This window comes from Bradyrhizobium huanghuaihaiense, assembly GCF_007830635.1.
Classification (GTDB): Bacteria; Pseudomonadota; Alphaproteobacteria; order Rhizobiales; family Xanthobacteraceae; genus Bradyrhizobium; species Bradyrhizobium huanghuaihaiense.
The window spans coordinates 797753-819665 of the sequence record NZ_VLLA01000001.1; the positions used below are offsets into that span (position 1 = coordinate 797753).

Consider the following 21913-nt stretch of genomic DNA (forward strand, 5'->3'; position numbering starts at 1 on the left):
CCCCGCAAAATAGGAGTGATATGGCAGCGCTGACAAAGACTTCCAAGCGATCGACGTTGAGCGCCGGCATTCTGGCCTACCGGCAAGGCGCTCGGGGGCTCGAGGTCCTGCTCGTTCACCCCGGTGGTCCGTTCTGGCGCAAGAAAGATGGTGGCGCCTGGTCTATTCCGAAGGGTGAAATCGATGCCGCGGAAGACCCAGAGCAGGCCGCGCGACGTGAATTTGCCGAAGAACTCGGCAGCAGCGCCTCGATTGGTCGGCTGCAGGCCTTAGGGGAGGTTCGCCAGCGAGGAGGGAAACGCGTGATCGCATTCACCGGCGAGGGCCATTTTGACCCCACGGCCCTGGCGAGCAACACGTTCGATATCGAATGGCCGCCCCGAAGCGGTCGGCGACAGAACTTTCCCGAAGTCGACCGCGCGGAATGGTTCGATATCGAGTTCGCACGAACAAAGATACTCTCCGGGCAAGTGGAGCTTCTCGATCGTCTTTTGGCGATGACGGGTGAGAGCGCAGGGAAATGACGTTCAAGATTGGAATCATTTCGGACACGCATGGCCTGTTGAGGCCCGCGGCAGAACAACGCCTGGCGGGCGTCGACCACATCGTTCACGCCGGGGACATCGGGCGCCCCGAGATCGTCGACGCGCTTCGCAGGATCGCGCCCGTCACCGCCATCCGTGGAAACGTGGACAGCGGCGAGTGGGCCCACGAATACCCCGATACGAAACTGGTGCGCCTGGCGGGAACGTCGATCTACATTCTGCACGACCTGAAGACGCTGCAGGTCGACCCCGGCGCCGATATCGACGTGATCATTTCCGGACATTCCCACGTAGCGAAGATCGACACGGTCGGCGGCGTTCTCTATCTGAATCCCGGCAGCGCGGGACGGCGACGCTTCAAGCTGCCGATTACGCTTGCGATGCTCGAAGTCACGCCTGAGGGCATGCGACCGGAAATCCACGACCTCGGAGGCGACTGAACACACGACCGGGGAGGGGAATTCACAGCGGAGGAGGTGAAGGCGTTAATTCGTTCCGTTTGCCGGTTACACCCGAAGGGAAGCGCTATTTGCGCGGACGTTCTCGTTCGCGCACGACATCCTTCGCCCGCTTGTCGGACCTGAGCCCGAGGTAGACGGGTTGGCGCAGGTCGCCCTTGCTCGTCCACTCCGCGAATTTCACCTCAGCAACCAACGAGGGCTTTACCCATGTCGTGGCGGCCTCGTCCTTCACTTTGGAAGGGAAGGGTGATTTAGGGACCGTCAGCTTCACGAGCTTGGCATGGAGGTCTTCCAGGACCTTGTGGCTGAAGCCAGTGCCGACATGTCCGATGTAGCGCCATGCGTCGTCTTCCCGTACGGCGAGGACCAGGGCGCCGAAGAACGGCCTGGTGCGCCTGGGCGCTGTGAAGCCGGCGATCACCACTTCCTGTCGCTTTGTTGTCTTGATCTTCAGCCAATCCGAGGTCCTGTTTCCGGACGCATACGCGCTGTCGGCGCGCTTCGCCATGACGCCTTCCAGACCCTTCCGCTCTGCCTCGGCGAAGAATTTTGTTCCGTTCCCTTTGCGGTGATGGCTGAAGGCGATCAGCTTGTCGCGCGGTAGAATCGCCTTTAGCCGCTTCTTGCGCTCGAGGAGAGGCTGCTTGCGCAAGTCGACTTCGTTTTCAAACATGAGATCGAAGGCGCAATACAGGAGCTTCGCCTCATGGCGCAGCGCGTTCTGCAGCAGCTGGAAATGCGAGACGCCGTCCTTTCCGATCGCCACGAGTTCGCCGTCGATCACAGTGTCGCCCTGCACGCCCTCCAGCGCTTTGGCGACCTCCATATAGCTGCGGCTGATGATCTTGCCATTGCGGCTGTAAAGGGCAACCTTGCCCCGCCGGATTTCCGCGATCATCCGGAAGCCATCGTACTTGTCCTCGAAAACCCAGCCGGGATCATCGAACGGCGCGTCGGTGAGCGTGGCGAGCATCGGCTGCAAGCGCTTGGGCAGGGTCGACGTCCGGCTCATTCGAGGCCAATCCTTAAGAGCACGTTGCGAAATGCACGGACGTCCTTCAAGGATGAGGGAACGCTTTGAGGCCGCGTCGTGTTCCACAGGCGTCGGGGCACGCGAGCTGGACGATTTCGGTAAGGGCGGATCAGACCGATGGCCAGAAAATTGAAGACCTACCAGACCTCGCTGGGCTTTTTCGATCAGGCGATCGCCGCGCCATCCATGAAGGCGGCTCTGGAGGCGTGGGGCGCCGATAGTAACCTCTTCCACCAGGGCGCGGCAAAGGAGAGCCACGATCCGGAGGTCGTCGCAGCGACCATGGCAAAGCCCGGCGTCGTTCTGAGGCGCCCGGTTGGAACCGACCGACCCTTCAGCGAACATGCCGAGCTGCCCACCGATCTTGGCGGACGACGGACAAGCGAAGGCCACCCGAAAGAGCTTAAGGACGAAAAGCGTTCCTCTCGCCCCGTCGACAAGGCGGCGGAGCGAAAAGCCGCTCTCGCCTACGAACGGGAGCAGAGGCGCCGCGAGCTTGAACGAGCGAAGGAAGAGGCCGCCAGGCAAAAAGCGCGTAAACGCGGTCAGCAGATGGTCGACGAGGCGCAGGCCGCGTTGGACAAGGCCGAGCAGGAACATGCGAAGCGGGCTGCCGCCATCCAGGCCGAGGTCGAGACTCTCGAGAAGAAATCGCAAACCGAAGAAGCCCGCTGGGACAAGGAGAAGGAGCGATTGGAAGCTGCGCTCCGGCGCGCGCGGGGGTAGCTAACCGATCTTGGTCGGCAGCACTCACGAGCAGCGCGCCAAGCAGTTAAGTGGACCGGCACGACGTAGAGCTATGGCAGCTTGAAAATAGCGACGTTCACGCGCAAACAGTAAGGCGGCTGGGTTGCTCAAAATTGATTAGGCCGTGTACCTATAAACCCGGCGACGTCATGTGACCGGTGACTACGACCGCTTTGTCCTATAGCGACCAAGTTCGTGGGTGAGAGCAGCGAAGCCAAGCTCGATTGGGTTTTACGTCGGAACGGCGATTTCGCAAACTAGCCCTTCCGCGCGCCAATCAAAATGCACCTTGCCGCCAAGTGGGCTGATCGTTCCTTCGATGAGGCGGCTACCAAAGCCCTTGCGTTCGGGCGCATTTATCCTCGGACCGCCCAATTCGGTCCAGCGGAGCATTAGCTGTCCATCCTCGGTGCGCGACCACGCCAATCCAATCCAGCCTTTCGCGTTAGATAGCGCTCCATACTTAGCAGCGTTGGTCGCTAATTCATGCAAAACCACAGCAATCGCCTGCGCAGTGGTGGGTTCTAATACGATTTGCAGACCCTCCATTACAATCCGCTTGTCGTGGCCTTCTTGGAGATAAGGGGCGAACTCCTGCTTGGCGATCGCCGAGACCTCGGCTCCTATCCACCGCGTTTCAACAAACAGCGAGTGAACATTTGCCATCGCTTGGATGCGCCCGCTGATCACTTCCTTGAGGCCCTCGGAAGTGTCCGACTGAGAAAGATTAATGATTGCCTGTACGTTCGCGAGGATGTTCTTGCTTCGGTGCTCCGCCTCGCGAGCCAGAATGCGAATTTGCTCCTGAGCTCGCTTGTGCTCGGTAATATCTCTAGCAATCTTAGATGCACCAATGATGTTGCCATGGGCATCCTTGACAGGTGAAACGGTCAGCGAAACGACGATTGAGCTACCATCCCTACGTCGCCGAACAGTCTCAAAATGGTCAACGCGCTCACCTCGCCGAATGCGAGTTAAAATCTCGCGTTCTTCGTTTTGTCGGTCCGGCGGGATCACAAGCGTTATAGGCTGGCCGATCGCCTCGGCGGCTGAATAGCCGAAGATGCGCTCAGCCCCCCTGTTCCAGCTTGTAATAATGCCGTCCAAATTTTTGCTAACGATCACGTCGTCGCTATTTTCAACTATTGAGGCCAGCAGATTGGCCAAGCGCTCGGCACGTTCCGAGGCCGGCTCGTTGACCGGAGATTCCCGTTGAAGTCCCGCTTCTCCTTTGATCGCCAATAAGACCCCCAAACCCAGATGCTGCACTGCCATTGGTGTGCCAATCATAGCACCGAAAGCAAAGGCAAGAAGGTGTCCATTGGGACGGTTTCAGCGGAAATTGTCGGTCTCCTTCTACTCGGTAAGTGCCCAAGGGGCTGCCCTGAAGCGTTGCGTCTGGACAGACCGCCGTGATTCAAACTCCCGAACTGTGGCTCGAATCATGCGCTACGAACTCACCGATGGGGAATGGGCTGCCGATAGACCGCAGAGTATCGGGAGGAGTCGAAGGAACGGCGACGTACCCTGAGCGTTAGGGATTCGTGGGAAAAGTACGAGTACACTGCCCGCCGTTGCTCAGCTTCGGCGGGCTTTTTGTGAGTTGCGTTGTGATTAAGCGTTTAGAGATGCCGGGGTTCATTAAACCCCAGCTTGCCACCCTGAAGCCGAAGACTCCGAAGGGGACCAGTGGATTCACGAAATCAAATACGACGGCTACCGCGTCCAGCTGCATATCAATAGCGGTAAAAAGAAGATCTTCACCCGCTGGACCAAACGCTTTGCAACCATTGCCGGCGCCTTCGACATTACCGGTCAAGCCAAATAAGCGAGCATGGTGCTGTCTTCGATGAGAGGGACGGTGGCGATCAATTGCTTGAAGCGACGTCGCCGGCGACAGACCAGACCACGGCAGACGGCCAACGCCTCCTAGACAGACGTGGTCGCGTTCGAGTTTTGCGGCGCTGATCAGTGACTAAATTAATCGGTAGCGTTTGCAGTCGGCCCCGGCGCTTGCAGTGCATCAGCGATTGAACTCGTCGCCGTCTCCGCGCGGAGCTATGCCCGTGACACGCTGCACGAACTGCGGTGCGCGTATCTCGCTGCGCTCGCGCGGCGGCGGGCGCTCGGAGGGATCCCGGCCCACCTTGGCCCGTAGCTCGACCAGGTCGGTGAAGATGTCCGCCTGGCGGCGGAGTTCGTCCGCGATCATCGGCGGCTGGCTGGCGACGCTGGAGACCACCGTGACGCGGACGCCGCGGCGCTGCACCGCCTCGACCAGCGAGCGGAAATCGCCATCGCCGGAAAGCAGGATCATCTCGTCGACATGTGGGGCGAGTTCCATGGCATGGACCGTGAGCTCGATGCGCATGTCGCCCTTGACCTTGCGGCGCCCGGAGGCGTCGACGTATTCCTTGGTTGCCTTGGTCACGACGGTGTAGCCGTTGTAGTCGAGCCAGTCGACCAGCGGCCGGATCGAGGAGTACTCCTGATCCTCTATGATGGCCGTGTAGTAGAACGCGCGGAGCAGCGTGCCGCGGCCCTGGAATTCGCTCAGGAGGCGCTTGTAGTCGATGTCGAATCCGAGCGACTTGGCGGTGCCGTAAAGGTTGGGGCCATCGATGAAGAGCGCAATCTTGGCTGGTGAGGACGACATTTTGCGCGCTCGAATTCGTCCGGTGCGGCGTCGCGGCCGTACGGGCTCCGGTTATGGGTACTGAAGCGATCCGAAGTCGCGGTGGGGCGGCTTGTCAGTCGCCGCTCACACTGCTCACCCAATATCCGGGCGGAAGCAGACGCGCTCTCATTCATCGGACATGCCCGAGGCATGCCATCAATGGAGCCAATTGTAGCACGAATGTCTGATGCCCGACATTAATTTTCAACGTAGCGATGCGGATCGTTTGGGTTTCAAAATCGTTTTTCAGTAACAGTTGAACCTGCGCCACGAAGCAAAGACAGACGATAGCAATGCCGGATCAACTTGCCCTTTTTGAAATTCGCCTGAGAAAACGCGGCCGGGCTTTTCGGTGGCAAGTCTGCACGACCGATGGTCGCGCCGTCTTGCAGGGCTCGGAAGGCAGCCGGACCGCCGCCAGGTACCAAGGTCATCGCGCGCTCTTTCTGATGCTGGTGGCTTCGGCCTATCGACCGCCCCGGTCCAGGCATGCCGGCGGGAGCCATGCGCGACGAAGCCGTTCATCAGCCAGTTGATGGGGGGGCGCGTATTAGAAAGCTCCAGCTCCAATCCGTAATTTTACGGAATCCAAATCTCGCGGCGACTGTGTTGTAGTGTCAGGGCACCGGGCAGACGACATTTCAATCAGCAATCGATATTCCGGTGGGCCGCAGGCCGATTGGCTGCGGCCATTTATTTTTGGGTTCCGCTTGCGAGCCTGATCTACGGCCATCCGCTTATCGGCCGGATCAACTGTCCCCCGGGGGCTCTCTGAAGCGCTGCCGATAGTCGTCCTGCTACCGTTTTCAGTTGCCCCTAAACGCTGCCCCGGGAGCCGGCTCCCACGCCGTGTCGATTGGCGCCGCCGAACGTGCAGCGCGCGCCGAAAGCTGGCGGTCCGGCGCCGGGCGTCTGCGTAGTATCTTCTGGTAGACCCGGACATAATCGGTCGCCATGCGGGCAGAAGAGAACCGGTCCTCGAATCTGGAACGGATGATCCTGCGGTCGAGCGCCAGCAAATGGGGAATGGCCCGCACGGCCTGGTCGACGTCGGATACGATGCATCCCGTCACCCCATCTTCGACGATCTCCGGCACCGACCCGCAGCGAAATGCGAGCACCGGCGTGCCGCATGCCATCGCTTCGATCATGACCAGGCCGAACGGCTCGGGCCAGTCGATCGGAAACAGCAACCCGGCCGCCTGGCCGAGAAACTCGCTCTTGGCATTCTCGCAGATCTCGCCGACGAACTCGATTCCCGGCCCCTCCAGCATCGGGGCGACCACGTCCCGGAAGTAGGCATCGTCCGCCTTGTCGACCTTTGCCGCGATCTTGAGCGGAAGACCGGCCTGCCGCGCAATCGCGATCGCGCGGTCGGGCCGTTTCTCAGGCGAGATGCGCCCCAAGAAAGCAAGATAACCGCCTCTCGGCTGGAAGTTCGGCGTCAGCAGATCGAGCGGCAGTCCATGATGGACGGTTGCGACGAAGTTCGCGCCCGACAGCGGCGTCCGCTGCGCGTTCGAAATCGAAACCAGCGGCATGTCGGAGAACCGGCGGTAGAACGGCATGTGGTCGGCGAGGTCCTGCCTGCCGTGCAGGGTGGTCAACGCCCTGCCGCGCTCGAAACGGAAAAGCGGGAAATGCAGGTAATCGATGTGGAAATGGAGGACATCAAACTCGCTGGCGCGCTCGGCTACCTTGTCGAGCATAACCATATGGTGGGGCAGGGGATCGCGGACGCCCGGATCGAGGCGCAACGCGCGCGGGATGCAAGGCACCAGTTCGGCGGAGGTGATGGAATCTCCGCTCGCGAACAGAGTCACCCGATGTCCTTGCCGGACGAGTTCCTCGGTCAGGTATGAAACGACCCGCTCCGTTCCGCCGTAGAGCCGAGGCGGAACGCTCTCGAATAGCGGAGCGATCTGCGCAATTCTCATTTGCGTCTCTCCGTCATCGCCCCCGCCGTTCACCGATCGGCAGGAGCGTTCCATCGAGCCGGGCGCTCAGTGCGCTCCTAATCTTTTGCAGCGCACGAACTTCGATCTGGCGAATCCGTTCGCGCGACACGCCGAAGGTCGGGCCAAGTTCGTCCAATGTCTTCGGCCGTTCCGCCAAGAAGCGCGCTTCGATGATGTGACGCTCCCGGGAAGTCAGGGCAGCCAGTGCGTCTTCGAGTGCGGAACGGACCCGTTCGCGATCGACCCTTTCGGACAACAGGCTTTCGGGGTCTGGCGACGGATCAACCAGGCAATCTTGCATTTGCTCCGAGCCGTCCTGCTGGGTCAGCGTCAAGTTGAGCGAAATGTCGCCGCGGATCCTGCCATTCATCTCGACGACCTCCCGGGGAAGGACCTGCAGCTGTTCGGCGATGTAACCAACCTGGTCCGGCGACAGGTCGGCTTCCTCGCCTGCCGAAATCTGGCTCTTGAGTTTCCGGAGCTTGAAAAACAACTTCTTCTGGGCCGCCGTGGTGCCGATTTTCACTAAGGACCAGGACTTCAGAACGTACTCATGAAGGGTCGCCTTGATCCACCACATCGCATAGGTGGCAAGCCGGACGCCTTTTTCGGGCTTGAACCGCTTGACCGCCAGCATCAGGCCGACATTCGCTTCCGAGATCAGGTCGGCGACGGGAAGGCCGTAGCCGCGATATCGAAGGGCGAGCTTCGCGGCCAACCGAAGGTGACTGGTCACCAGGCGATAGGCCGCTTCGCGATCGCCGTCCTCTCGCCAACGGCGTGCGTACATCGCCTCGTCGGCCGGATCCAGCAGCGGAAATTTGCGAATGGCGGCGAGGTAGCGGGGGAGCCCGCCGTCCGAGTGAAGCGGAGGCAGATTCGACACGATTGAAAGGGTGCTCATTTCCAATTCCTCCTTAGAGCAAAGTGGGGTTCGAGCTACGGGCATGGGCTTGGGCCCTGACGGCGCCCTAAGTGCCTCATGCAGCCGGCGACCACAAAATGTCGTGGCGCCCGAAATGTTCCTTCGAGATTTGAATGACGTAGCGAATTGCGGCGGGACCGGTTATGCGGCGTGTGCTGGCGCTGGCATGGCGTTAACCGCCGGAACGTTCGCGCCCTGAGCGCCAGCAGCTCAGGCTGGACCTCGTGCTGGAGCGAAGGCCTCCCAGGCATGCCTTCGGTGATTGCCTGGTCGATCAATATTCGATCCACGTCCAGGCCATCAGGTTTCGCCATCCATGCTCCCATCCGCACCGCCGCCATGGGCGAAGTCCAACCTTTCTCGCCGCGGCGATCGGTCCGGACGAACCGCACCGGAACGGCCTTGCCGTAGCTGTCCTGAAGGGCACCTAGTCCGAGCCACCCGAAGGTTTCGTCCCAGAAGGCCTGCTTCATTTTTGCGGTGCCCGCTCTGGGGTGGTCTGCACGACGGACGGAAAGCCGCTGACGGTTGGCGCAAAGGATCGCGGCCCCGAGCGTCGGAAAACTGAGCTCAACTGTCACGAGTGGGTCGTCATCACCGATCCATTCCATCAGCGGCTCGAAAGACGGGAAGCCGCGCCGCTCGACGATAAAGACGTAAACCCCTTGCTGCGGGCTGTTCTCGTGATCATGGCGCCGCCGCGCCGGCCGCGAGCTACCGCATCCCGTGCGAATGCCGGCGGGTTCAGCGATGGTCTTTCGATCATTGTCGTTCGCGGCAGTGCGCCTCTTGGGAGCTAAGGCCGAGCAGCATGGTTCACCCATGCTCTTGCGACCAGTCCGTCAGGTCAGGAAGAGCACCCCTTGCAGATGTCCGGGACAATGTCTTCGGCGCGGAAAACCGGGTTCCTGTCGCCGGCACGGTTGGACCTTGTGCTTCGACCGGACGGTATCTGCTGCGGTGCCTCCGTCTGAACGACGGCGTTCGAACCGCTATGCTGCTTCAGCTTCGTTCGCTGCGCAGCGGCCGCTTCGCTTGCGCTGAAGAGCGTGGCGAACGCGATAAAAGCTGCGAGTACACCGTGCATCGTTCCTCCTCCACATCCTCCTGAAAGCAACGTGGACCGCCTAACAGCCATCTCCCTGCGGGATCTGGCGCCAGTCCTACAAAGGCCTTAGCGGCGGTGGATTTAGGAAAGCGGCGCGGGCGGTCAAGAGGTGCGAATGCCCGGGACTAGAGGGCCGCGCTTGCTCGAGTCATGGGTTTCGACTGCGTCAAATGTCGGTCACTCGATAAGTCCGGGTGCGAAACGGGTCAGGCCGCACGCTTGATGGCTTTACCGAAGCCACTCCCGTGTTGAAAATTGTAAGACGCGCGCCGGCCGGGATCTTGAAACCAAGCCGAACGCTTCTAGTTCTTTTAGTGTCACTAGCGTGACGCCGGATGCCGTCAGGGTCCGGCCAAGGCCGCCGGAGAATGCGCCGGCGTTGCTCTTTCCATGTTGCTCAAAGGAGGATGTGGTTATGAGAACCTACGATCTGTCTCCGTTTTGGCGTTCGAGCGTCGGGTTCGATCGCCTGTTTGATCTCGTCAACGACACGATGAACGACAGCGATGATTATCCGCTGTATGACATCGAGCGTATCGACGAGGACCAGTACCAGATTTCACTGGCGCTGGCCGGCTTCAGCCCGGAAGAGATCACCATCACCGCGGAGCGATCGACGCTCACCGTCGAGGGCCACAAGGCGAACAAGGGTGATCACGACTATCTGTATCAGGGAATCTCAATGCGGCCGTTCCGCCGCGTCTTCAACCTGGCGGACTTTGTCCAGGTGAAAGACGCCGCCTTCGAAAGCGGTATGCTGAAGATTGCACTGGTTCGGGAAGTGCCGGAGGCGATGAAGCCGCGTCGCATAATGATCGAAGTCGCAGGCAACGAAAACCAGCAAATCGAGCAGAAGCAGGCGGCCTGACGGAGTTCCGTTCAAAGTGTCGAACTGCCTGTGCGCGGCGCCGCCGCGTGCAGGTGAGTTCTGACCGGCAAAACTGTGGAACAAAGGAGGACAATTATGGCACTACGCGATCTGATACCGTGGAACAACGGCTCTCGTGATCTGAGCCTGAATCGCAATGAGCCCAATCCGTTTCTCGTGCTTCACCGCGAGATGAATCGGCTGTTCGACGATACGTTTCGCTCGTTCGATATCGCCCCGTTCAGCTCTCAGGCAATGGGATGGCCGAGCGTCGAGGTCAACGAGACTGACACGGAGGTTAAGGTCGTCGCCGAACTTCCCGGCCTCCAGGAGAAGGACGTCAATGTCGAACTCTGGGACGGCCTGTTGACCATTAGCGGCGAGAAGAAGAACGAGACCGAGGACAAGGAGCGACGCTTTACCGAGCGCTACTACGGGCGCTTCGAGCGTTCCATCCCGATCGATGACGTCGACCAGGACAAGGTCGTGGCGTCGTTCAAGGATGGCGTTCTCACCGTGACGCTGGCGAAGTTACCGAGCGAACGGCAGAAGGTGAAACGGATTGCCATCAACGGCAAGTAACCGCGGCGCGGGCGGGCGCTTGCGGCCTCGTCCGCACCGGCGGTTTGTCATCCACCAGTTCAGTCGTACCGCGGCTGATCTCAGAATGAGACTGAAAGGAGCTATGTAAGGAGTTGCAGCCATGAACACCGTCTGGAAAAAAGATATGATCGCTGATGTGGTAGGTCTTGTGATCGGCCTGGGCCTGTTCTTTTCGCCTTGGGCCGTGGGATTCTCCACTGAAAGCCCGATGAACTGGAATGCCTGGCTAAGTGGCATCATGATCGCTGCGCTTGCTGTAGCAGCGCTGGCGCTGTTTGCCGAGTGGCCGGAGTGGCTGACTCTCGCGGCCGGCGTTTGGGTCGCGGTGTCGCCGTGGGTGCTGCATTTCTCGTCTAACGCAACCATCACACCGCTCCACGTCATCGCCGGAATTCTGGTGGCGGCTGTTGCGGCTTTGCGACTCTGGTATATGCACCAGAGCTATCCCCGTGTGACAGCCTGATACTTGGCAAGGGAGGCCTGCACGGCCTCCCTTGTCCTTTGCCGCACGAAGGCTGCGCTCTCTTCTTCGCAAAGATCGCGAGATACGCCCATCATGCTTTCTGATTTTACGATCACCGCCTTTGCAACTCTATTCGTAGCGATCGGACCGATCGATACGGCAATCGTGTTCGGTGGCCTGACAGCGGGTGTTCACCGGCCTGAGCGGTTTCGGTTGGCGTGGCAGGCCGTGCTGATTGCCGGAATTGTTCTGTTGGGTTTTGCACTCTTCGGCAACCGACTGCTAGGCGCACTACGGGTTTCGCTGGACGCCTTCCGAGTTGCGGGTGGCATCTTGCTCTTGTTGCAGGCCATCCAGATGATCTTCGCTCATCCCTCGGGCCTATCCTCGCTCACCGCACTTGAACGGCGCGAGGCATTGGAGCCAGGCGACATCGCGATTTTTCCCTTGGCGTTTCCGGTCATCGCCGGACCTGCCGGCCTCACGGCGGTCGTTCTACTGATGGGGCAAGCCGGTGACCCGGTCGGCTCAATGATAGTATTGGCAGCTATGCTACTTTGCCTTTTGCTAACGTACTTCGGGATGATCTTCACCGACGTCTTGCACCGGGTGCTGAAGGCTACCGGATCCAATGTGTTGGCGAGGCTTGCCGGCGTTATTCTGGCCACCCTTGCTGTCCAATTCATATTTGACGGTATCAGAGGTGCTCGGCTTGTAGCAGGCGCTTGAGAAGACCCCGCCTATCCCGTTGCGGGCGTGGGGCGCCTCGGATCAGCGACCAAGAGGACAGGTATTGTCGATGCCTTTGATCGCGGAGACTGGCCGCCGGCCGTCTCGTCGCCACAGAGCAGGCGACCCTCGTCGTCCGGATGAATGCGGCCCTGCTCATTTATCATTCTGGTCCAACAAAAATGAGACGGTGCATTCTATTCCATCGGAGCCAAACGTTCGCTCGAATCGCCCGTGCAACATATGTGGTATCGATTTCTCGAGAAACTCTGAACCGAAGCCCCGCCGGGCCGGCTGGGGCGCGATGGGGCTCGTCCGCTCGCGCCAGCGGAGTTGGAACTCATTTTCATTGCCTCTATCATGAGCGTCCCACGATATGTCAATATGACCATTCTCCATGGAGAGGGCGCCGTGTTTAACGGCGTTTGTGGCGAGCTCGTGTATTGCCATCGACAACACCTCGGCCTGTTTTGCCGGAATCGAGATCGCGGGGCCGCGCTGCTTGAGGTTCTCGCCCTCGACAGCGCCGTGCACTGAGAGCTCCTGAGAGAGTACCTCGCGGATATCGATCGTGCTCGTATGGCTCCGGCTTAACAAAGCATGAGTGCGCGCAATCGCAGCCAATCGGTCCTCAAAAGCTTTTGCAAACTCGTCAAGGTTCTGGCTCTTGGCGCGCGTCCTCCGCGCGATGGCTTGGATAGTCGCCAGTATGTTATTGATGCGATGCTGAAGCTCGTGACCGAGCATTTCCTGTCTGAGCGCCCGCTCCGCCAATTCTCGCTGGATTCTCACTCGGTCGATAGCAGATGCCAACAGGTTGGCGTAGTTCTGAAGAAAATCGATATCGTCCTGCTCGAATTTCCGGAGCTGCCGCGAGTCCACCTCCAGCACACCGAATGGGCCGTCCTCACCGCGAATAACAACATTGACGGTGCTCCTGACGCTATGCTCGATCAAGAGCTTGGGAATTTCGAACCGAACCTCCCTCTGGGTATCTTCGGTAATCACCGGCTGGTTCGTGTACAAGGCATAGCCAGCCGGCGAGCCCTCATGCGCGGGTATTTCAGCATGCCCTACCACGCCGGGGTTCCAGTTCACCCCGGCGCGGACGAGCAAATTCTCCCCGCCTGGGACGAGCTCCAGCACTTTCACTAGCTCAACATCGATGGCATCAGAAACAAGCCTAGTTGCCTCTTGTAGAAGACCATCTATGTCGTCGCTCCGCAAAGCTCGCTTGCCGAATTCGGACAATGTGGAGACTTGTCTCCGGAGCTTGTTCGCTTCCGAATGGGGCACTTTCGCAGTCTCCCATCGTAAATCGGATAAATGCTTACCGCCCGCTGCGGGTTCCAATGACGATCTCTTAGCAGTTTAGCCACAGGGGTGAACCGATCTGCGCCAGATGAGAGGTTAGAGCGTTGCCGCGCCAACAAGCGGCACCTTGCTGGCCGCGCTTACCTTGCCCGACAGAGGCAGCGGAAAGACGCTGGGGCGCGCGCGGACATCAATGGATTTTTGGCCCGCTGCCAAAGTCACTTCTGGTTGGCGCCGGCCTCAGAAAATCTGATCGATCCACAAAGAGCTATCGCGCCGGCGGCGCTGAAAGCATCGACGCTTAGCTTCGTCGCCCGCGGCTGAATTCAGCCGCGAAACGTTTTCCGACAGGCAGCTGCTACAGCCATCCAATCTCGCAGCAGTCCCCTGTCCTCCTTTGAGAACGCGGCCCGCCGCTTAAGATCATCCAGAGTGTCGCCGGGATGGCATCGCTCGTAATCCTGACGGATCAGCGATTCCAATTCTTCGTCGCTAGATGATTGGAGATCGTGGTTGGAGGTGATCGGCCGCACTACGAGCATCCCAAAAGGCGTTCTGCGTATACGGTTAAATTAGGAAGAGCGAGCGACTCTTCAATCCTCAGAGGAAACCGCACGTAAGCTCTTGGGATCAGTGCGGAGCAACTTCCACTTTTGGCTATCGCACAGTTCCGGAGCCTCGCGAGCGTGCTTTTCGTGCGCTCAATGGAGCGCATGTCCCAGAGATGAGGAGAGCTGCCGGTGGACTCCCGCAGAGCTGCGTCCGCGCAAATTGTGCAGACCTGATGTATTAGTATGCAATCCTCGTGTCGATAGAACGAGCCCTTTTGGGGTAGCCCCAGTGCGCATCAGTAGACCGATCGCCTACATTGTTCTTTACGTTGCGCTGTACGCTGCGTTTGGCGTGTCGTCGCCCTTTTGGCCAAAATTTTTCGAAACGAGAGCTCTGACTCCCCAGCAAATCGGTCTGATACTAGCAGCTGCAATGTTAGTGCGCCTTGCCGTCGGCCCAGTGGTAGGAATGCTGGCCGATCTTTTGGGGTCATTACGCCTTCTGCTCGCGACCTGTGCTGCCCTGGCAGCCGCTACGGCCGCCGCATTCTTGTTGGCAAATACGTTTTCGCTATTGTTCCTTATAGCTTTAGTTCAAGCTGCAGCACTTGCCCCCACGACGTCGATTGCCGACGCGTTGTCAGTTAACGCAGCAAAGCCTGAGATCGCAGGAAAGCCTTTTGAATATGGCTGGATACGCGGCTCTGGATCGGCGGCATTCGTATTGGGAACGCTGACTATCGGGCAAATAATCGGCCAAGACGATCTCACCCCGATCATCTGGATGAATGTGGCCCTACTGGCGGTCGCAGCTGGGGTAACAGCCCTGCTGCCCCGTGTTAATATTCAGCCCAAACCTTATGAAGGCGGCCTGACCGCTCTCGCTGCCCTGCATGGGCTTCTTAAGATCTCGCAGTTTCGCATCCTGATTTTAGTTTCAGCTCTGGTCTACGGGAGTCACGCGATGCACGACGCATTTGCTGTGATCAGGTGGAGCGCTGCAGGCATCGATACGCCGATCATAAGCGTCCTATGGTCCGAAGCCGTAGCGGCAGAAGTCATCGTGTTTTTCTTAATTGGTCCATCGTTACTCGACCGGCTCGGCGCGCGTGGAGCGGCTGCTCTGGCAGCCGCAGCTGGGATCATACGGTGGTCCATCGAGGGCGTGAGCACCTCCGTTTTAGTGCTCTCAATTCTACAGCCGCTACATGGGTTGACTTTCGCCCTGCTTCATCTTGCGTGCATGCGTATGATGGCGACACTCGTTCCAGCTAGGACAGCCGGAACGGCTCAAGCCCTTTATGCCTTTGGCTCAGGGTTGGCGACTGCCGTACTAACTTTGTTGTCAGGAATTCTCTTTGCCAGGTTGGGAGCCGCGGCCTTCTTTCCAATGGCCCTTCTCTGCGGCGTCGCTCTCCCGTTCGCGTGGTTTGGCTTCCGGGACCGGTCTGACGAGGCTGTTTGATCCAGCGGGACGCTGGGCGAATGGCAGCCGCAAGTGACTGGGCACGCTGAGCTGCGGTCGAATGTCACTTGTTTGCGAAGTCACCGACCCGCACTAGTCTTGCGCCTTCGGATAGAAACATCAAGATATCGCCCGCAGCGGCATTGCGGCACGCGCACCGCCTAGACAGCCCTTAGCCCCTCCTTGGGCGTTTCCTGCATCAGCGCATCGAGGTCGCTTTGCTCGAGCGTTTCCTTTTCCAACAGGGTCCGTGCCGCCCGGTTCAATATCGCGCGGCGGGCCATCAAGAGGCTCTGCGCACGCTGAAATACCCGATCAACGATGGCGCGAACCTCATGGTCTACTGCGGCGGCGGTCTCTTCGGCATATTCGCGCTCGCGCGCAGGATATGGCCGGTCAGGCCCGGCGAGGAAATTGCCTGGCTCGCGGTCGTAGGCGATGCTGCCGAGCTTTTCGGACATGCCGTAGCGCGTGACCATACTGCGGGCGATGTCGGTGACGCGGCGAAGGTCGTCGGCCGCGCCCGTCGACAGATGCTCGAAGACGATCAATTCCGCCGCGCGGCCACCCAGCAGCACCGCCATCTTGTTCTCCAACTCTTCCTTGGTCATCAGGAAGCGATCCTCGATCGGTCGCTGGATGGTATAGCCGAGCGCCCCGACTCCCCTTGGAATGATCGATACCTTGTGAACCGGGTCGACGCCCGGCAATGAAAGCGCGATCAAGGCGTGGCCCATTTCGTGATAGGCGACGATCTCCCGTTCCTTGGAATTGAGCAACCGGTTGCGTTTTTCCAGCCCCGCGACCATGCGCTCGATGGCATTATTAAAATCGGTCATCGCGACCGCATCGGCCCCGCGGCGAGTTGCCAGCAGCGCGGCTTCATTGACAAGGTTGGCGAGGTCGGCGCCAGTGAAACCAGGCGTCATCGCCGCTACGGCCTCAGCGTCGAAGCCGGGCGCGAGCTGCACCTTTTTCATGTGCACCATGAGAATCTCGGTGCGGCCCTTCCGGTCCGGACGGTCGACCAGCACCTGGCGGTCGAAGCGGCCTGCGCGCAGCAGTGCGGGATCGAGGATCTCAGGGCGGTTGGTGGCGGCGAGTATGACGAGGCCCGAGCGTGAGTCGAAGCCGTCGAGCTCGACCAGGAGCTGGTTGAGGGTCTGCTCTTTTTCGTCGTGGCCGCCGGAGAACGCCCCTATGCCGCGGGCGCGGCCGAGCGCATCCAGCTCATCGATGAAGATAATAGCGGGGGCCTTCTGGTGCGCCTGCTGAAAGAGATCGCGGACCCGGGCCGCACCGACGCCGATGAACATCTCGACGAATTCCGAGCCGGAGATCGAGAAGAACGGGACCTTCGCCTCCCCGGCAATGGCCTTCGCCAACAACGTCTTGCCGGTGCCGGGCGGTCCGACCAGCAGCACACCCTTGGGCATCCGGCCGCCGAGCCGGCCATACCCCGCCGGACTCTTGAGGAAATCGACGATTTCGCGCAGTTCGTCCTTAGCCTCGTCAACGCCGGCAACGTCGGCGAACGTCACGCCGGTATTGGATTCGACGTAGATCTTCGCCTTGCTCTTGCCGATGGCCATCAGCCCTCCGCCAAAGCCTCCGCCCTCTGCGGCGCGCTTGCCGATGTACCACCACAGGCCGAAGAACAGCAGCACCGGCATAACCCATGACAGCAGGTCGCGCACAAGGGTGCTCTCGACCTGACCAGTGAAGAGGACGCCGGCTTTCTCGAGCTCCTGTGCGATCCCAGGGTCAACGCGCGTGGTAACGAACTGCTTTTGTCCGCTGGGCAAAGGCTCTTTCAACGTGCCCTGCAAAATGCGATCGGAGATCCCCACCGTCGCAACCTTTCCCTGCTTCAGCAATTGCTGATATTCGCTGTAAGGGATGACGGCGACCTGGCTGGCTGCCGAGACGATGTACTGAATCAGAAGGATCGCGGCGACTGCGGCGATCGCATAGCCGACGTTGAAGCGCGTGTTATTCTTCATGCCGCGAACCGCTCTCGATGCGATCGAACTCCGAACGGATCCAGAACTCTCATATTCACATCTCGCTTGACAATCTCAGCGTGCTGCAGCGCCACGGTCGGCCCGATCCATTCGCGGGATCCAGGCCACCGCGTGACAGCAGATGAATTAGGAGCGTGCGATTAGGTTTCAAGACCTGAGCGACGAGAGCGTGCAACTAGCCGGTCCCGCTTTTCCTGCCGGCCCGGGTCCGCATGGCGCGGCCGGCCGCCGCGATGTGGGCAGGGTAGCCGTCGTGCTTGGGTTGGGCGCCGCTGTCACTTCCCTCTTCAGTAACGGCTCAAGTTTCCCAGGCCGAGGCGCTCCGTTTGAAAGAAAATCCGCGTAATGTCGCGAACGTGTCGTTGTCGAGCGCTCGCGAATTTCAACCTGCCTGAAATCGAAAGCGATTGCGAGTTCGTGCCGCCGATGGCTCGAACGACAACGGCACACCCCACGTCTTCTTGCCTTTTCCAATACTGTTCACGAGTCGCACTAAGTTACTCACCGCCGTGCTGCTTGCTCGACCAACTGATGCAGCGAATAGGGCAGTTCGCCGCCGCGATCGGCGCAGCGCTGGCTCAGTTTTTGTGCTATTTCTTCGGAAACGTCACGAACCCAACCCTCCGCGAGATTAAAGCGAATGATGCGTACCGGATTGCTGTACTGGCCCTCCAACAAATCCTCGATGACCGCTTCAAGACCGGTGTCTTCGACGTTTGTCTCTCGCCAAGCACATCCCATTGCACCGAAGTCATCGAGGACGAGATAGACGTCCTGGTCCATGACGGGGACAATCGATGGTGACTCACGCATTACCCCACTCCACGCAACCAAAAGCGATTCAAAAGACGGGGGCGAGAATGGTTCCTTCAAGGCAAGGGGCTTTGTCATCAGTGGCCAGGGCGGGGTTCGGGAGCGAGCCCCTGGAAGACGTGGGGTTAAGAATAGCCGCGAGGGGTCCCTGGGCGAGTGCCAAGTGAATGCCGGTCTGGGATGACGTGGTCCCGGCGAGGCAAAGCTCCTGCCGTGCTCGCTTTGACCCGAGACCGGGATGGCGACGCATCTGCTTGAGATGCGACAAAAAGCTCGCGCGGCGCGGCTTGACGAAAACAACGTGCGCTCTAAGTCGTTTTTCGTCCGGCGGCTTCAAGTCCGGGCCGCTAGTGACATCGCCGATTCGGATTGCCGGATGCAACGCGTTTCACCCGCTGCATACAGAGCATGTATGAAGCGCGACTAGCGCGCCTTGCGGTGCGGAAGAAAGGAGAAAGCCGCACGGTGCCCGACAATCAGGCGGACTGGTTTGTCGGACGCCGAAGGACACAAAGAGGGTACCATGAGATCGTTCAAGCGCGGCGCGCGCTTTTTTCTGTCCGTTGTTCTGGCGACTTTGATCGGTCCAGCTGCCTCCCTGGCCGCGGAGACTTCCCCACCCCTTACCGGGCTTTGGATCACGACCCCGCATCCCGAATTCTCGCTGAAACCAGGCGAGGCCGGATCAATCCAGCTCTCTGTCCGAAACGCACATCAGCCCCCGCAGCGGCTGGGGCTCAGCCTTGAGGGTCTCCCGGAAGGCTGGGAAGCGGCATTCAAGGGCGGTGGAAGACAAGTCTCGGCGGTGATGGTAGGCCCCGACGAGACTGAACGCCTTACGCTCGAACTGAAGCCACCCGCCGGCATCTCCGCAGGCACTTTCGCGCTCAAGGTCAACGCCAGGCAGGACGGGCAGACGATTTCATTGCCTCTGAGCGTCAGACTTTCGGAAGCGGCCTCCGGAAAGCTCACGCTCGAACCTGAACTGCCGGCCCTGCGCGGCACGCCTCGTTCGACCTTCAGCTTCCGGATCAAGGCTACCAACGGCGGCTCCGATCAGTCGCTTTTTAACCTGTCGGCGCGAACGCCCGAGGGTTTCCAGGCAAAATTCAAGCGAGGTTACGGCTCGGAGGAAATCACCGGGCTACCGATTAACGCAGGGAGCTCCGAAAACATCACCCTCGACATTGTGCCTTCACGCGCCGCGCCTGCCGGTCGTTATCCTATCGCGGTGCGTCTGTCGGGCGGTGACAAATCCGCCGAAACCGCGTTGAGCTTGGAAGTCACCGGCGAGCCGCAATTGCGAATGGTCGGCCCGCAGGAGCGTCTCTCCGGCGACGCCGTTGCGGGAGAGGAATCGAACTTTACCTTCTCGCTTGTCAATGGAGGGTCAGCGCCCGCGACCGACATCGAGATGTCCGCTTCGCCACCGTCAGGCTGGAGCGTCACCTTCGAGCCGAAGCAGATCGGAAGCATCGCGCCGAACCAGACCCGAGAAGTGAACGTAAAAATCAAGCCTTCCGAACGGGCGGTTGCCGGGGACTACATGGTCACGCTGCGCAGCGGCGGCGGCGGCGGGCTGTCCGAATCGGTGCAGTTTCGAACGACAGTGCGAACCTCAACCATTTGGGGCGTTGCCGGGCTCGGCGTCATAGCCGCTGCCGTGCTGGTTCTCGGCGGCGCCGTGATGCGGTACGGACGGCGATGAGCGACGAATTCGTTATCGAGGCGAGAGGTCTTGCCAAGCAATATGGTCCGCATGTCGCCGTGGACGGCATCGACCTGCAGGTCCGCGCCGGTGAGGTGATCGGTCTACTTGGCCCGAACGGCGCCGGCAAGACGACGACAATTCTGATGTTGCTGGGACTGACCGAAGCCACGCGCGGGAGCATTCTGATCCTCGGCAAGGACCCGTTGCGGCGGCCGCTCGAGGTGAAGCGCGATGTCGGATATCTGCCGGATTCCGTCGGCTTCTACGAGACTATGACGGGCCGCGAGAACCTTACCTACATGGCTCGGCTTGCCGCCATCCCGCGCGGGGTAGTGGGGGAGCGCATCAACAGCGTTCTCGCCTCCGTCCACCTGCTCGAGGTGGCCGACCGTCCGGTCGCCACGTACTCGCGCGGCATGCGGCAGAGGCTCGGCATCGCCGAACTGCTGATGCGCCAATGCCGGATCGCCATCCTGGACGAGCCGACGTCCGGGTTGGATCCGCAGTCGACCCAAGAGCTGCTTGACCTGATCCAAAAGCTTAGCCGCGGCGGCATGACGATCCTGCTGTCATCGCATATGCTCGACGTCGTTCAGACCGTGTGCCACCGGATCGCGCTTTTCAACAAAGGCAGGATCGGCTTCTTCGGAACGATCGAAGAACTGGCGGCCAAGATCGGCGGTGGCACATATGTCATCGACGTCGAGGCGGAGGGAATCGATCTGTCCGCGCTCGCTGCCACCGTTGATGGTGTCAAGAACGTCATGGCGGTGAACGGGCATTGGCAATGCGAGGCCGTGCGGGACGTTCGGCCGCAGCTCGCGCAGCGGATCGTCGCCGCGGGTGGCGCGCTGCGCAACCTCGACCTGCGTCGGGCTAGGCTCGACGAAGCCTATGGCCGGTATTTCCGGGAGGTTCACCAATGATGGTGCGTGAGGGATCTCCATTCCGCGGAGTCGGCGTCATTGCGCTCAAGGAGGCGGCCGATCATTTGACCAGCGCTCGCATGCACCTGATCATGGGTCTGGTGCTGCTGACGGCGATCGGTGCGGTCTATGGCGCGATCGGCCGCATCAAGGATACCACGGCCGAGGACGCCTATCTGTTCCTGAAGCTCTTCACGGTGGCGCGCGAGCCGCTACCGTCATTTGCCGCGTTTCTCGGCTTCCTGCTACCGCTGGTAGCCATCGCGCTTGGTTTCGATGCGATCAATGGCGAATACAACCGCCGCACCATGAGCCGGCTGCTGGCACAGCCGATCTATCGCGATGCCGTGCTATTCGGAAAGTTTCTCGGAGCACTTCTTGTCATTGCCATCGCGCTACTCACGCTGTGGCTGCTGATGACCGGGCTCGGTATTCTGTTTCTCGGATTGCCACCAACGGCGGCTGACGTCGTTCGCAGTCTGGCCTATCTGGCAGCGACGCTTGCCTGCGCCGGCGTTTGGCTTGCGCTCGCCATCGCATTTTCGGCCGTCATTCGGTCACCGGCGACGTCGGCGCTTGCCGCATTATCGGTGTGGCTCATTCTCACGGTCTTTTGGGGAATGATCGCGCCGCTGCTGGCCGGCCTTATCGCACCAATCGATCCGCTCGATCCTTCTACGGTGCTTGCGCAGTTCGAAGCTCAGCAATCGATTGCGCGGCTTTCGCCGCAAACGCTCTATGCTGAAATCACGGCCATATTGCTCGACCCCGCAGCGCGCTCGGTTGGACCATTGTTCATGTCGCAGCTTCAGGGCTCACTGTACGGAGCACCTTTGCCGACGATGGAAAGCGCGCTGATCGTCTGGCCCCAGCTTTCGGCGCTGGTTGCCGCCATGATCCTGTTGTTCACGGTTGCCTATGTCGCCTTTCAACGTCAGGAGGTGCGCGCCTAGCGTCATCTGGAACGTGGCGCAGACGTGGCGCAAGGTGTG

The 21913-nt window shown here is 60.1% G+C and carries 22 protein-coding genes; 12 read left to right on the plus strand and 10 right to left on the minus strand.

The annotated features are described in order from the left end of the window. Positions 1-20 precede the first annotated feature (20 nt). A complete protein-coding gene (locus IQ16_RS03760; protein ID WP_145831220.1) occupies positions 21-524 on the plus strand; it encodes an NUDIX hydrolase in 504 nt (167 codons plus the stop codon). Beyond that, positions 521-985 (plus strand): metallophosphoesterase family protein, encoded by a 465-nt coding sequence (locus IQ16_RS03765; RefSeq protein ID WP_145831221.1) that lies wholly within the window; start codon positions 521-523, stop codon positions 983-985. Before IQ16_RS03760 ends, IQ16_RS03765 begins: the two co-directional genes overlap by 4 nt. Before the next feature lie 85 nt (positions 986-1070). Here the strand turns inward: IQ16_RS03765 and ligD are convergent, their stop codons facing one another. After that, positions 1071-2018 carry a non-homologous end-joining DNA ligase gene (ligD, locus tag IQ16_RS03770; RefSeq protein WP_145831222.1) on the minus strand — a complete coding sequence of 316 codons (948 nt, stop codon included), beginning with the start codon at positions 2016-2018 and terminating at the stop codon, positions 1071-1073. 138 nt (positions 2019-2156) lie between these two features. Between ligD and IQ16_RS03775 the strand changes: the two genes are divergently transcribed. Beyond that, complete coding sequence (locus IQ16_RS03775) at positions 2157-2765, plus strand: cell envelope biogenesis protein TolA (protein ID WP_145831223.1); 609 nt, start codon at positions 2157-2159, stop codon at positions 2763-2765. A gap of 252 nt (positions 2766-3017) precedes the next feature. On the opposite strand, the gene IQ16_RS03780 is transcribed toward IQ16_RS03775, so the two are convergent. Beyond that, positions 3018-4061, minus strand: a complete 1044-nt coding sequence (locus IQ16_RS03780) for a PAS domain S-box protein (RefSeq protein WP_244635505.1) — start codon at positions 4059-4061, stop codon at positions 3018-3020. Between the two features lie 427 nt (positions 4062-4488). Between IQ16_RS03780 and IQ16_RS46435 the strand changes: the two genes are divergently transcribed. Further along, on the plus strand, positions 4489-4614 hold the full coding sequence (locus IQ16_RS46435) for a hypothetical protein (protein WP_244635509.1): 126 nt from the start codon (positions 4489-4491) through the stop codon (positions 4612-4614). Positions 4615-4809: 195 nt separating this feature from the next. Here IQ16_RS46435 and IQ16_RS03790 read toward each other — a convergent pair whose 3' ends face one another. The 5 genes from IQ16_RS03790 to IQ16_RS03810 form a co-directional block, all read right to left on the minus strand. Beyond that, positions 4810-5442 carry a LabA-like NYN domain-containing protein gene (locus IQ16_RS03790; protein WP_145831224.1) on the minus strand — a complete coding sequence of 211 codons (633 nt, stop codon included), beginning with the start codon at positions 5440-5442 and terminating at the stop codon, positions 4810-4812. A 254-nt stretch (positions 5443-5696) separates the two neighbouring features. Continuing rightward, a complete protein-coding gene (locus IQ16_RS03795; protein WP_145831225.1) occupies positions 5697-5897 on the minus strand; it encodes a hypothetical protein in 201 nt (66 codons plus the stop codon). Between the two features lie 372 nt (positions 5898-6269). Beyond that, positions 6270-7400 (minus strand): glycosyltransferase family 4 protein, encoded by a 1131-nt coding sequence (locus tag IQ16_RS03800; protein ID WP_145831271.1) that lies wholly within the window; start codon positions 7398-7400, stop codon positions 6270-6272. A gap of 13 nt (positions 7401-7413) precedes the next feature. After that, on the minus strand, positions 7414-8325 hold the full coding sequence (rpoH, locus tag IQ16_RS03805; protein WP_145831226.1) for an RNA polymerase sigma factor RpoH: 912 nt from the start codon (positions 8323-8325) through the stop codon (positions 7414-7416). A gap of 35 nt (positions 8326-8360) precedes the next feature. After that, positions 8361-9170 (minus strand): ETC complex I subunit, encoded by an 810-nt coding sequence (locus IQ16_RS03810; RefSeq protein WP_145831227.1) that lies wholly within the window; start codon positions 9168-9170, stop codon positions 8361-8363. Between the two features lie 699 nt (positions 9171-9869). On the opposite strand from IQ16_RS03810, the gene IQ16_RS03815 reads away from it, so the two are divergent. The 4 genes from IQ16_RS03815 to IQ16_RS03830 all read left to right on the plus strand — a co-directional run bounded on the left by IQ16_RS03815 (position 9870) and on the right by IQ16_RS03830 (position 12117). Then, entirely contained in the window at positions 9870-10322 is a 453-nt protein-coding gene (locus IQ16_RS03815; RefSeq protein WP_145831228.1) for an Hsp20 family protein, read from the plus strand. A gap of 96 nt (positions 10323-10418) precedes the next feature. Beyond that, a complete protein-coding gene (locus IQ16_RS03820; RefSeq protein ID WP_014492162.1) occupies positions 10419-10904 on the plus strand; it encodes an Hsp20/alpha crystallin family protein in 486 nt (161 codons plus the stop codon). Positions 10905-11025: 121 nt separating this feature from the next. Further along, positions 11026-11388, plus strand: a complete 363-nt coding sequence (locus IQ16_RS03825; RefSeq protein ID WP_014492163.1) for an SPW repeat protein — start codon at positions 11026-11028, stop codon at positions 11386-11388. A 93-nt stretch (positions 11389-11481) separates the two neighbouring features. Next, positions 11482-12117, plus strand: coding sequence for a MarC family protein (locus IQ16_RS03830; protein ID WP_014492164.1), 636 nt, complete (start codon positions 11482-11484; stop codon positions 12115-12117). Between the two features lie 156 nt (positions 12118-12273). Here the strand turns inward: IQ16_RS03830 and IQ16_RS03835 are convergent, their stop codons facing one another. Then, entirely contained in the window at positions 12274-13368 is a 1095-nt protein-coding gene (locus IQ16_RS03835; protein WP_158646909.1) for a sensor histidine kinase, read from the minus strand. 903 nt (positions 13369-14271) lie between these two features. On the opposite strand from IQ16_RS03835, the gene IQ16_RS03845 reads away from it, so the two are divergent. Beyond that, positions 14272-15447, plus strand: coding sequence for an MFS transporter (locus tag IQ16_RS03845; RefSeq protein ID WP_145831231.1), 1176 nt, complete (start codon positions 14272-14274; stop codon positions 15445-15447). Between the two features lie 161 nt (positions 15448-15608). Here IQ16_RS03845 and ftsH read toward each other — a convergent pair whose 3' ends face one another. Together ftsH and IQ16_RS03855 are read right to left on the minus strand one after the other, a co-directional pair. Then, entirely contained in the window at positions 15609-17450 is a 1842-nt protein-coding gene (gene ftsH / locus IQ16_RS03850; RefSeq protein ID WP_145831232.1) for an ATP-dependent zinc metalloprotease FtsH, read from the minus strand. Positions 17451-17972: 522 nt separating this feature from the next. Further along, complete coding sequence (locus IQ16_RS03855) at positions 17973-18254, minus strand: hypothetical protein (RefSeq protein ID WP_244635506.1); 282 nt, start codon at positions 18252-18254, stop codon at positions 17973-17975. Between the two features lie 553 nt (positions 18255-18807). Between IQ16_RS03855 and IQ16_RS03860 the strand changes: the two genes are divergently transcribed. The 3 genes from IQ16_RS03860 to IQ16_RS03870 are packed head-to-tail and all read left to right on the plus strand — an operon-like array spanning position 18808 to position 21874. Then, positions 18808-19992, plus strand: coding sequence for an NEW3 domain-containing protein (locus IQ16_RS03860; protein WP_145831234.1), 1185 nt, complete (start codon positions 18808-18810; stop codon positions 19990-19992). After that, positions 19989-20921 carry an ABC transporter ATP-binding protein gene (locus tag IQ16_RS03865; protein ID WP_145831235.1) on the plus strand — a complete coding sequence of 311 codons (933 nt, stop codon included), beginning with the start codon at positions 19989-19991 and terminating at the stop codon, positions 20919-20921. Before IQ16_RS03860 ends, IQ16_RS03865 begins: the two co-directional genes overlap by 4 nt. After that, complete coding sequence (locus IQ16_RS03870; protein ID WP_145831273.1) at positions 20921-21874, plus strand: ABC transporter permease; 954 nt, start codon at positions 20921-20923, stop codon at positions 21872-21874. Before IQ16_RS03865 ends, IQ16_RS03870 begins: the two co-directional genes overlap by 1 nt. Positions 21875-21913 lie beyond the last annotated feature (39 nt).

Bases quoted from the DNA above. Each gene is read 5' to 3' on its own strand.
- IQ16_RS03760 (WP_145831220.1), top strand. From the start codon at position 21: ATGGCAGCGCTGACAAAGACTTCCAAGCGATCGACGTTGAGCGCCGGC.
- IQ16_RS03765 (WP_145831221.1), top strand. From the start codon at position 521: ATGACGTTCAAGATTGGAATCATTTCGGACACGCATGGCCTGTTGAGG.
- ligD (WP_145831222.1), bottom strand. From the start codon at position 2,018: ATGAGCCGGACGTCGACCCTGCCCAAGCGCTTGCAGCCGATGCTCGCC.
- IQ16_RS03775 (WP_145831223.1), top strand. From the start codon at position 2,157: ATGGCCAGAAAATTGAAGACCTACCAGACCTCGCTGGGCTTTTTCGAT.
- IQ16_RS03780 (WP_244635505.1), bottom strand. From the start codon at position 4,061: ATGGCAGTGCAGCATCTGGGTTTGGGGGTCTTATTGGCGATCAAAGGA.
- IQ16_RS03790 (WP_145831224.1), bottom strand. From the start codon at position 5,442: ATGTCGTCCTCACCAGCCAAGATTGCGCTCTTCATCGATGGCCCCAAC.
- IQ16_RS03795 (WP_145831225.1), bottom strand. From the start codon at position 5,897: ATGACCTTGGTACCTGGCGGCGGTCCGGCTGCCTTCCGAGCCCTGCAA.
- IQ16_RS03800 (WP_145831271.1), bottom strand. From the start codon at position 7,400: ATGAGAATTGCGCAGATCGCTCCGCTATTCGAGAGCGTTCCGCCTCGG.
- rpoH (WP_145831226.1), bottom strand. From the start codon at position 8,325: ATGAGCACCCTTTCAATCGTGTCGAATCTGCCTCCGCTTCACTCGGAC.
- IQ16_RS03810 (WP_145831227.1), bottom strand. From the start codon at position 9,170: ATGGGTGAACCATGCTGCTCGGCCTTAGCTCCCAAGAGGCGCACTGCC.
- IQ16_RS03815 (WP_145831228.1), top strand. From the start codon at position 9,870: ATGAGAACCTACGATCTGTCTCCGTTTTGGCGTTCGAGCGTCGGGTTC.
- IQ16_RS03820 (WP_014492162.1), top strand. From the start codon at position 10,419: ATGGCACTACGCGATCTGATACCGTGGAACAACGGCTCTCGTGATCTG.
- IQ16_RS03825 (WP_014492163.1), top strand. From the start codon at position 11,026: ATGAACACCGTCTGGAAAAAAGATATGATCGCTGATGTGGTAGGTCTT.
- IQ16_RS03830 (WP_014492164.1), top strand. From the start codon at position 11,482: ATGCTTTCTGATTTTACGATCACCGCCTTTGCAACTCTATTCGTAGCG.
- ftsH (WP_145831232.1), bottom strand. From the start codon at position 17,450: ATGAAGAATAACACGCGCTTCAACGTCGGCTATGCGATCGCCGCAGTC.
- IQ16_RS03855 (WP_244635506.1), bottom strand. From the start codon at position 18,254: ATGGACCAGGACGTCTATCTCGTCCTCGATGACTTCGGTGCAATGGGA.
- IQ16_RS03860 (WP_145831234.1), top strand. From the start codon at position 18,808: ATGAGATCGTTCAAGCGCGGCGCGCGCTTTTTTCTGTCCGTTGTTCTG.
- IQ16_RS03865 (WP_145831235.1), top strand. From the start codon at position 19,989: ATGAGCGACGAATTCGTTATCGAGGCGAGAGGTCTTGCCAAGCAATAT.
- IQ16_RS03870 (WP_145831273.1), top strand. From the start codon at position 20,921: ATGGTGCGTGAGGGATCTCCATTCCGCGGAGTCGGCGTCATTGCGCTC.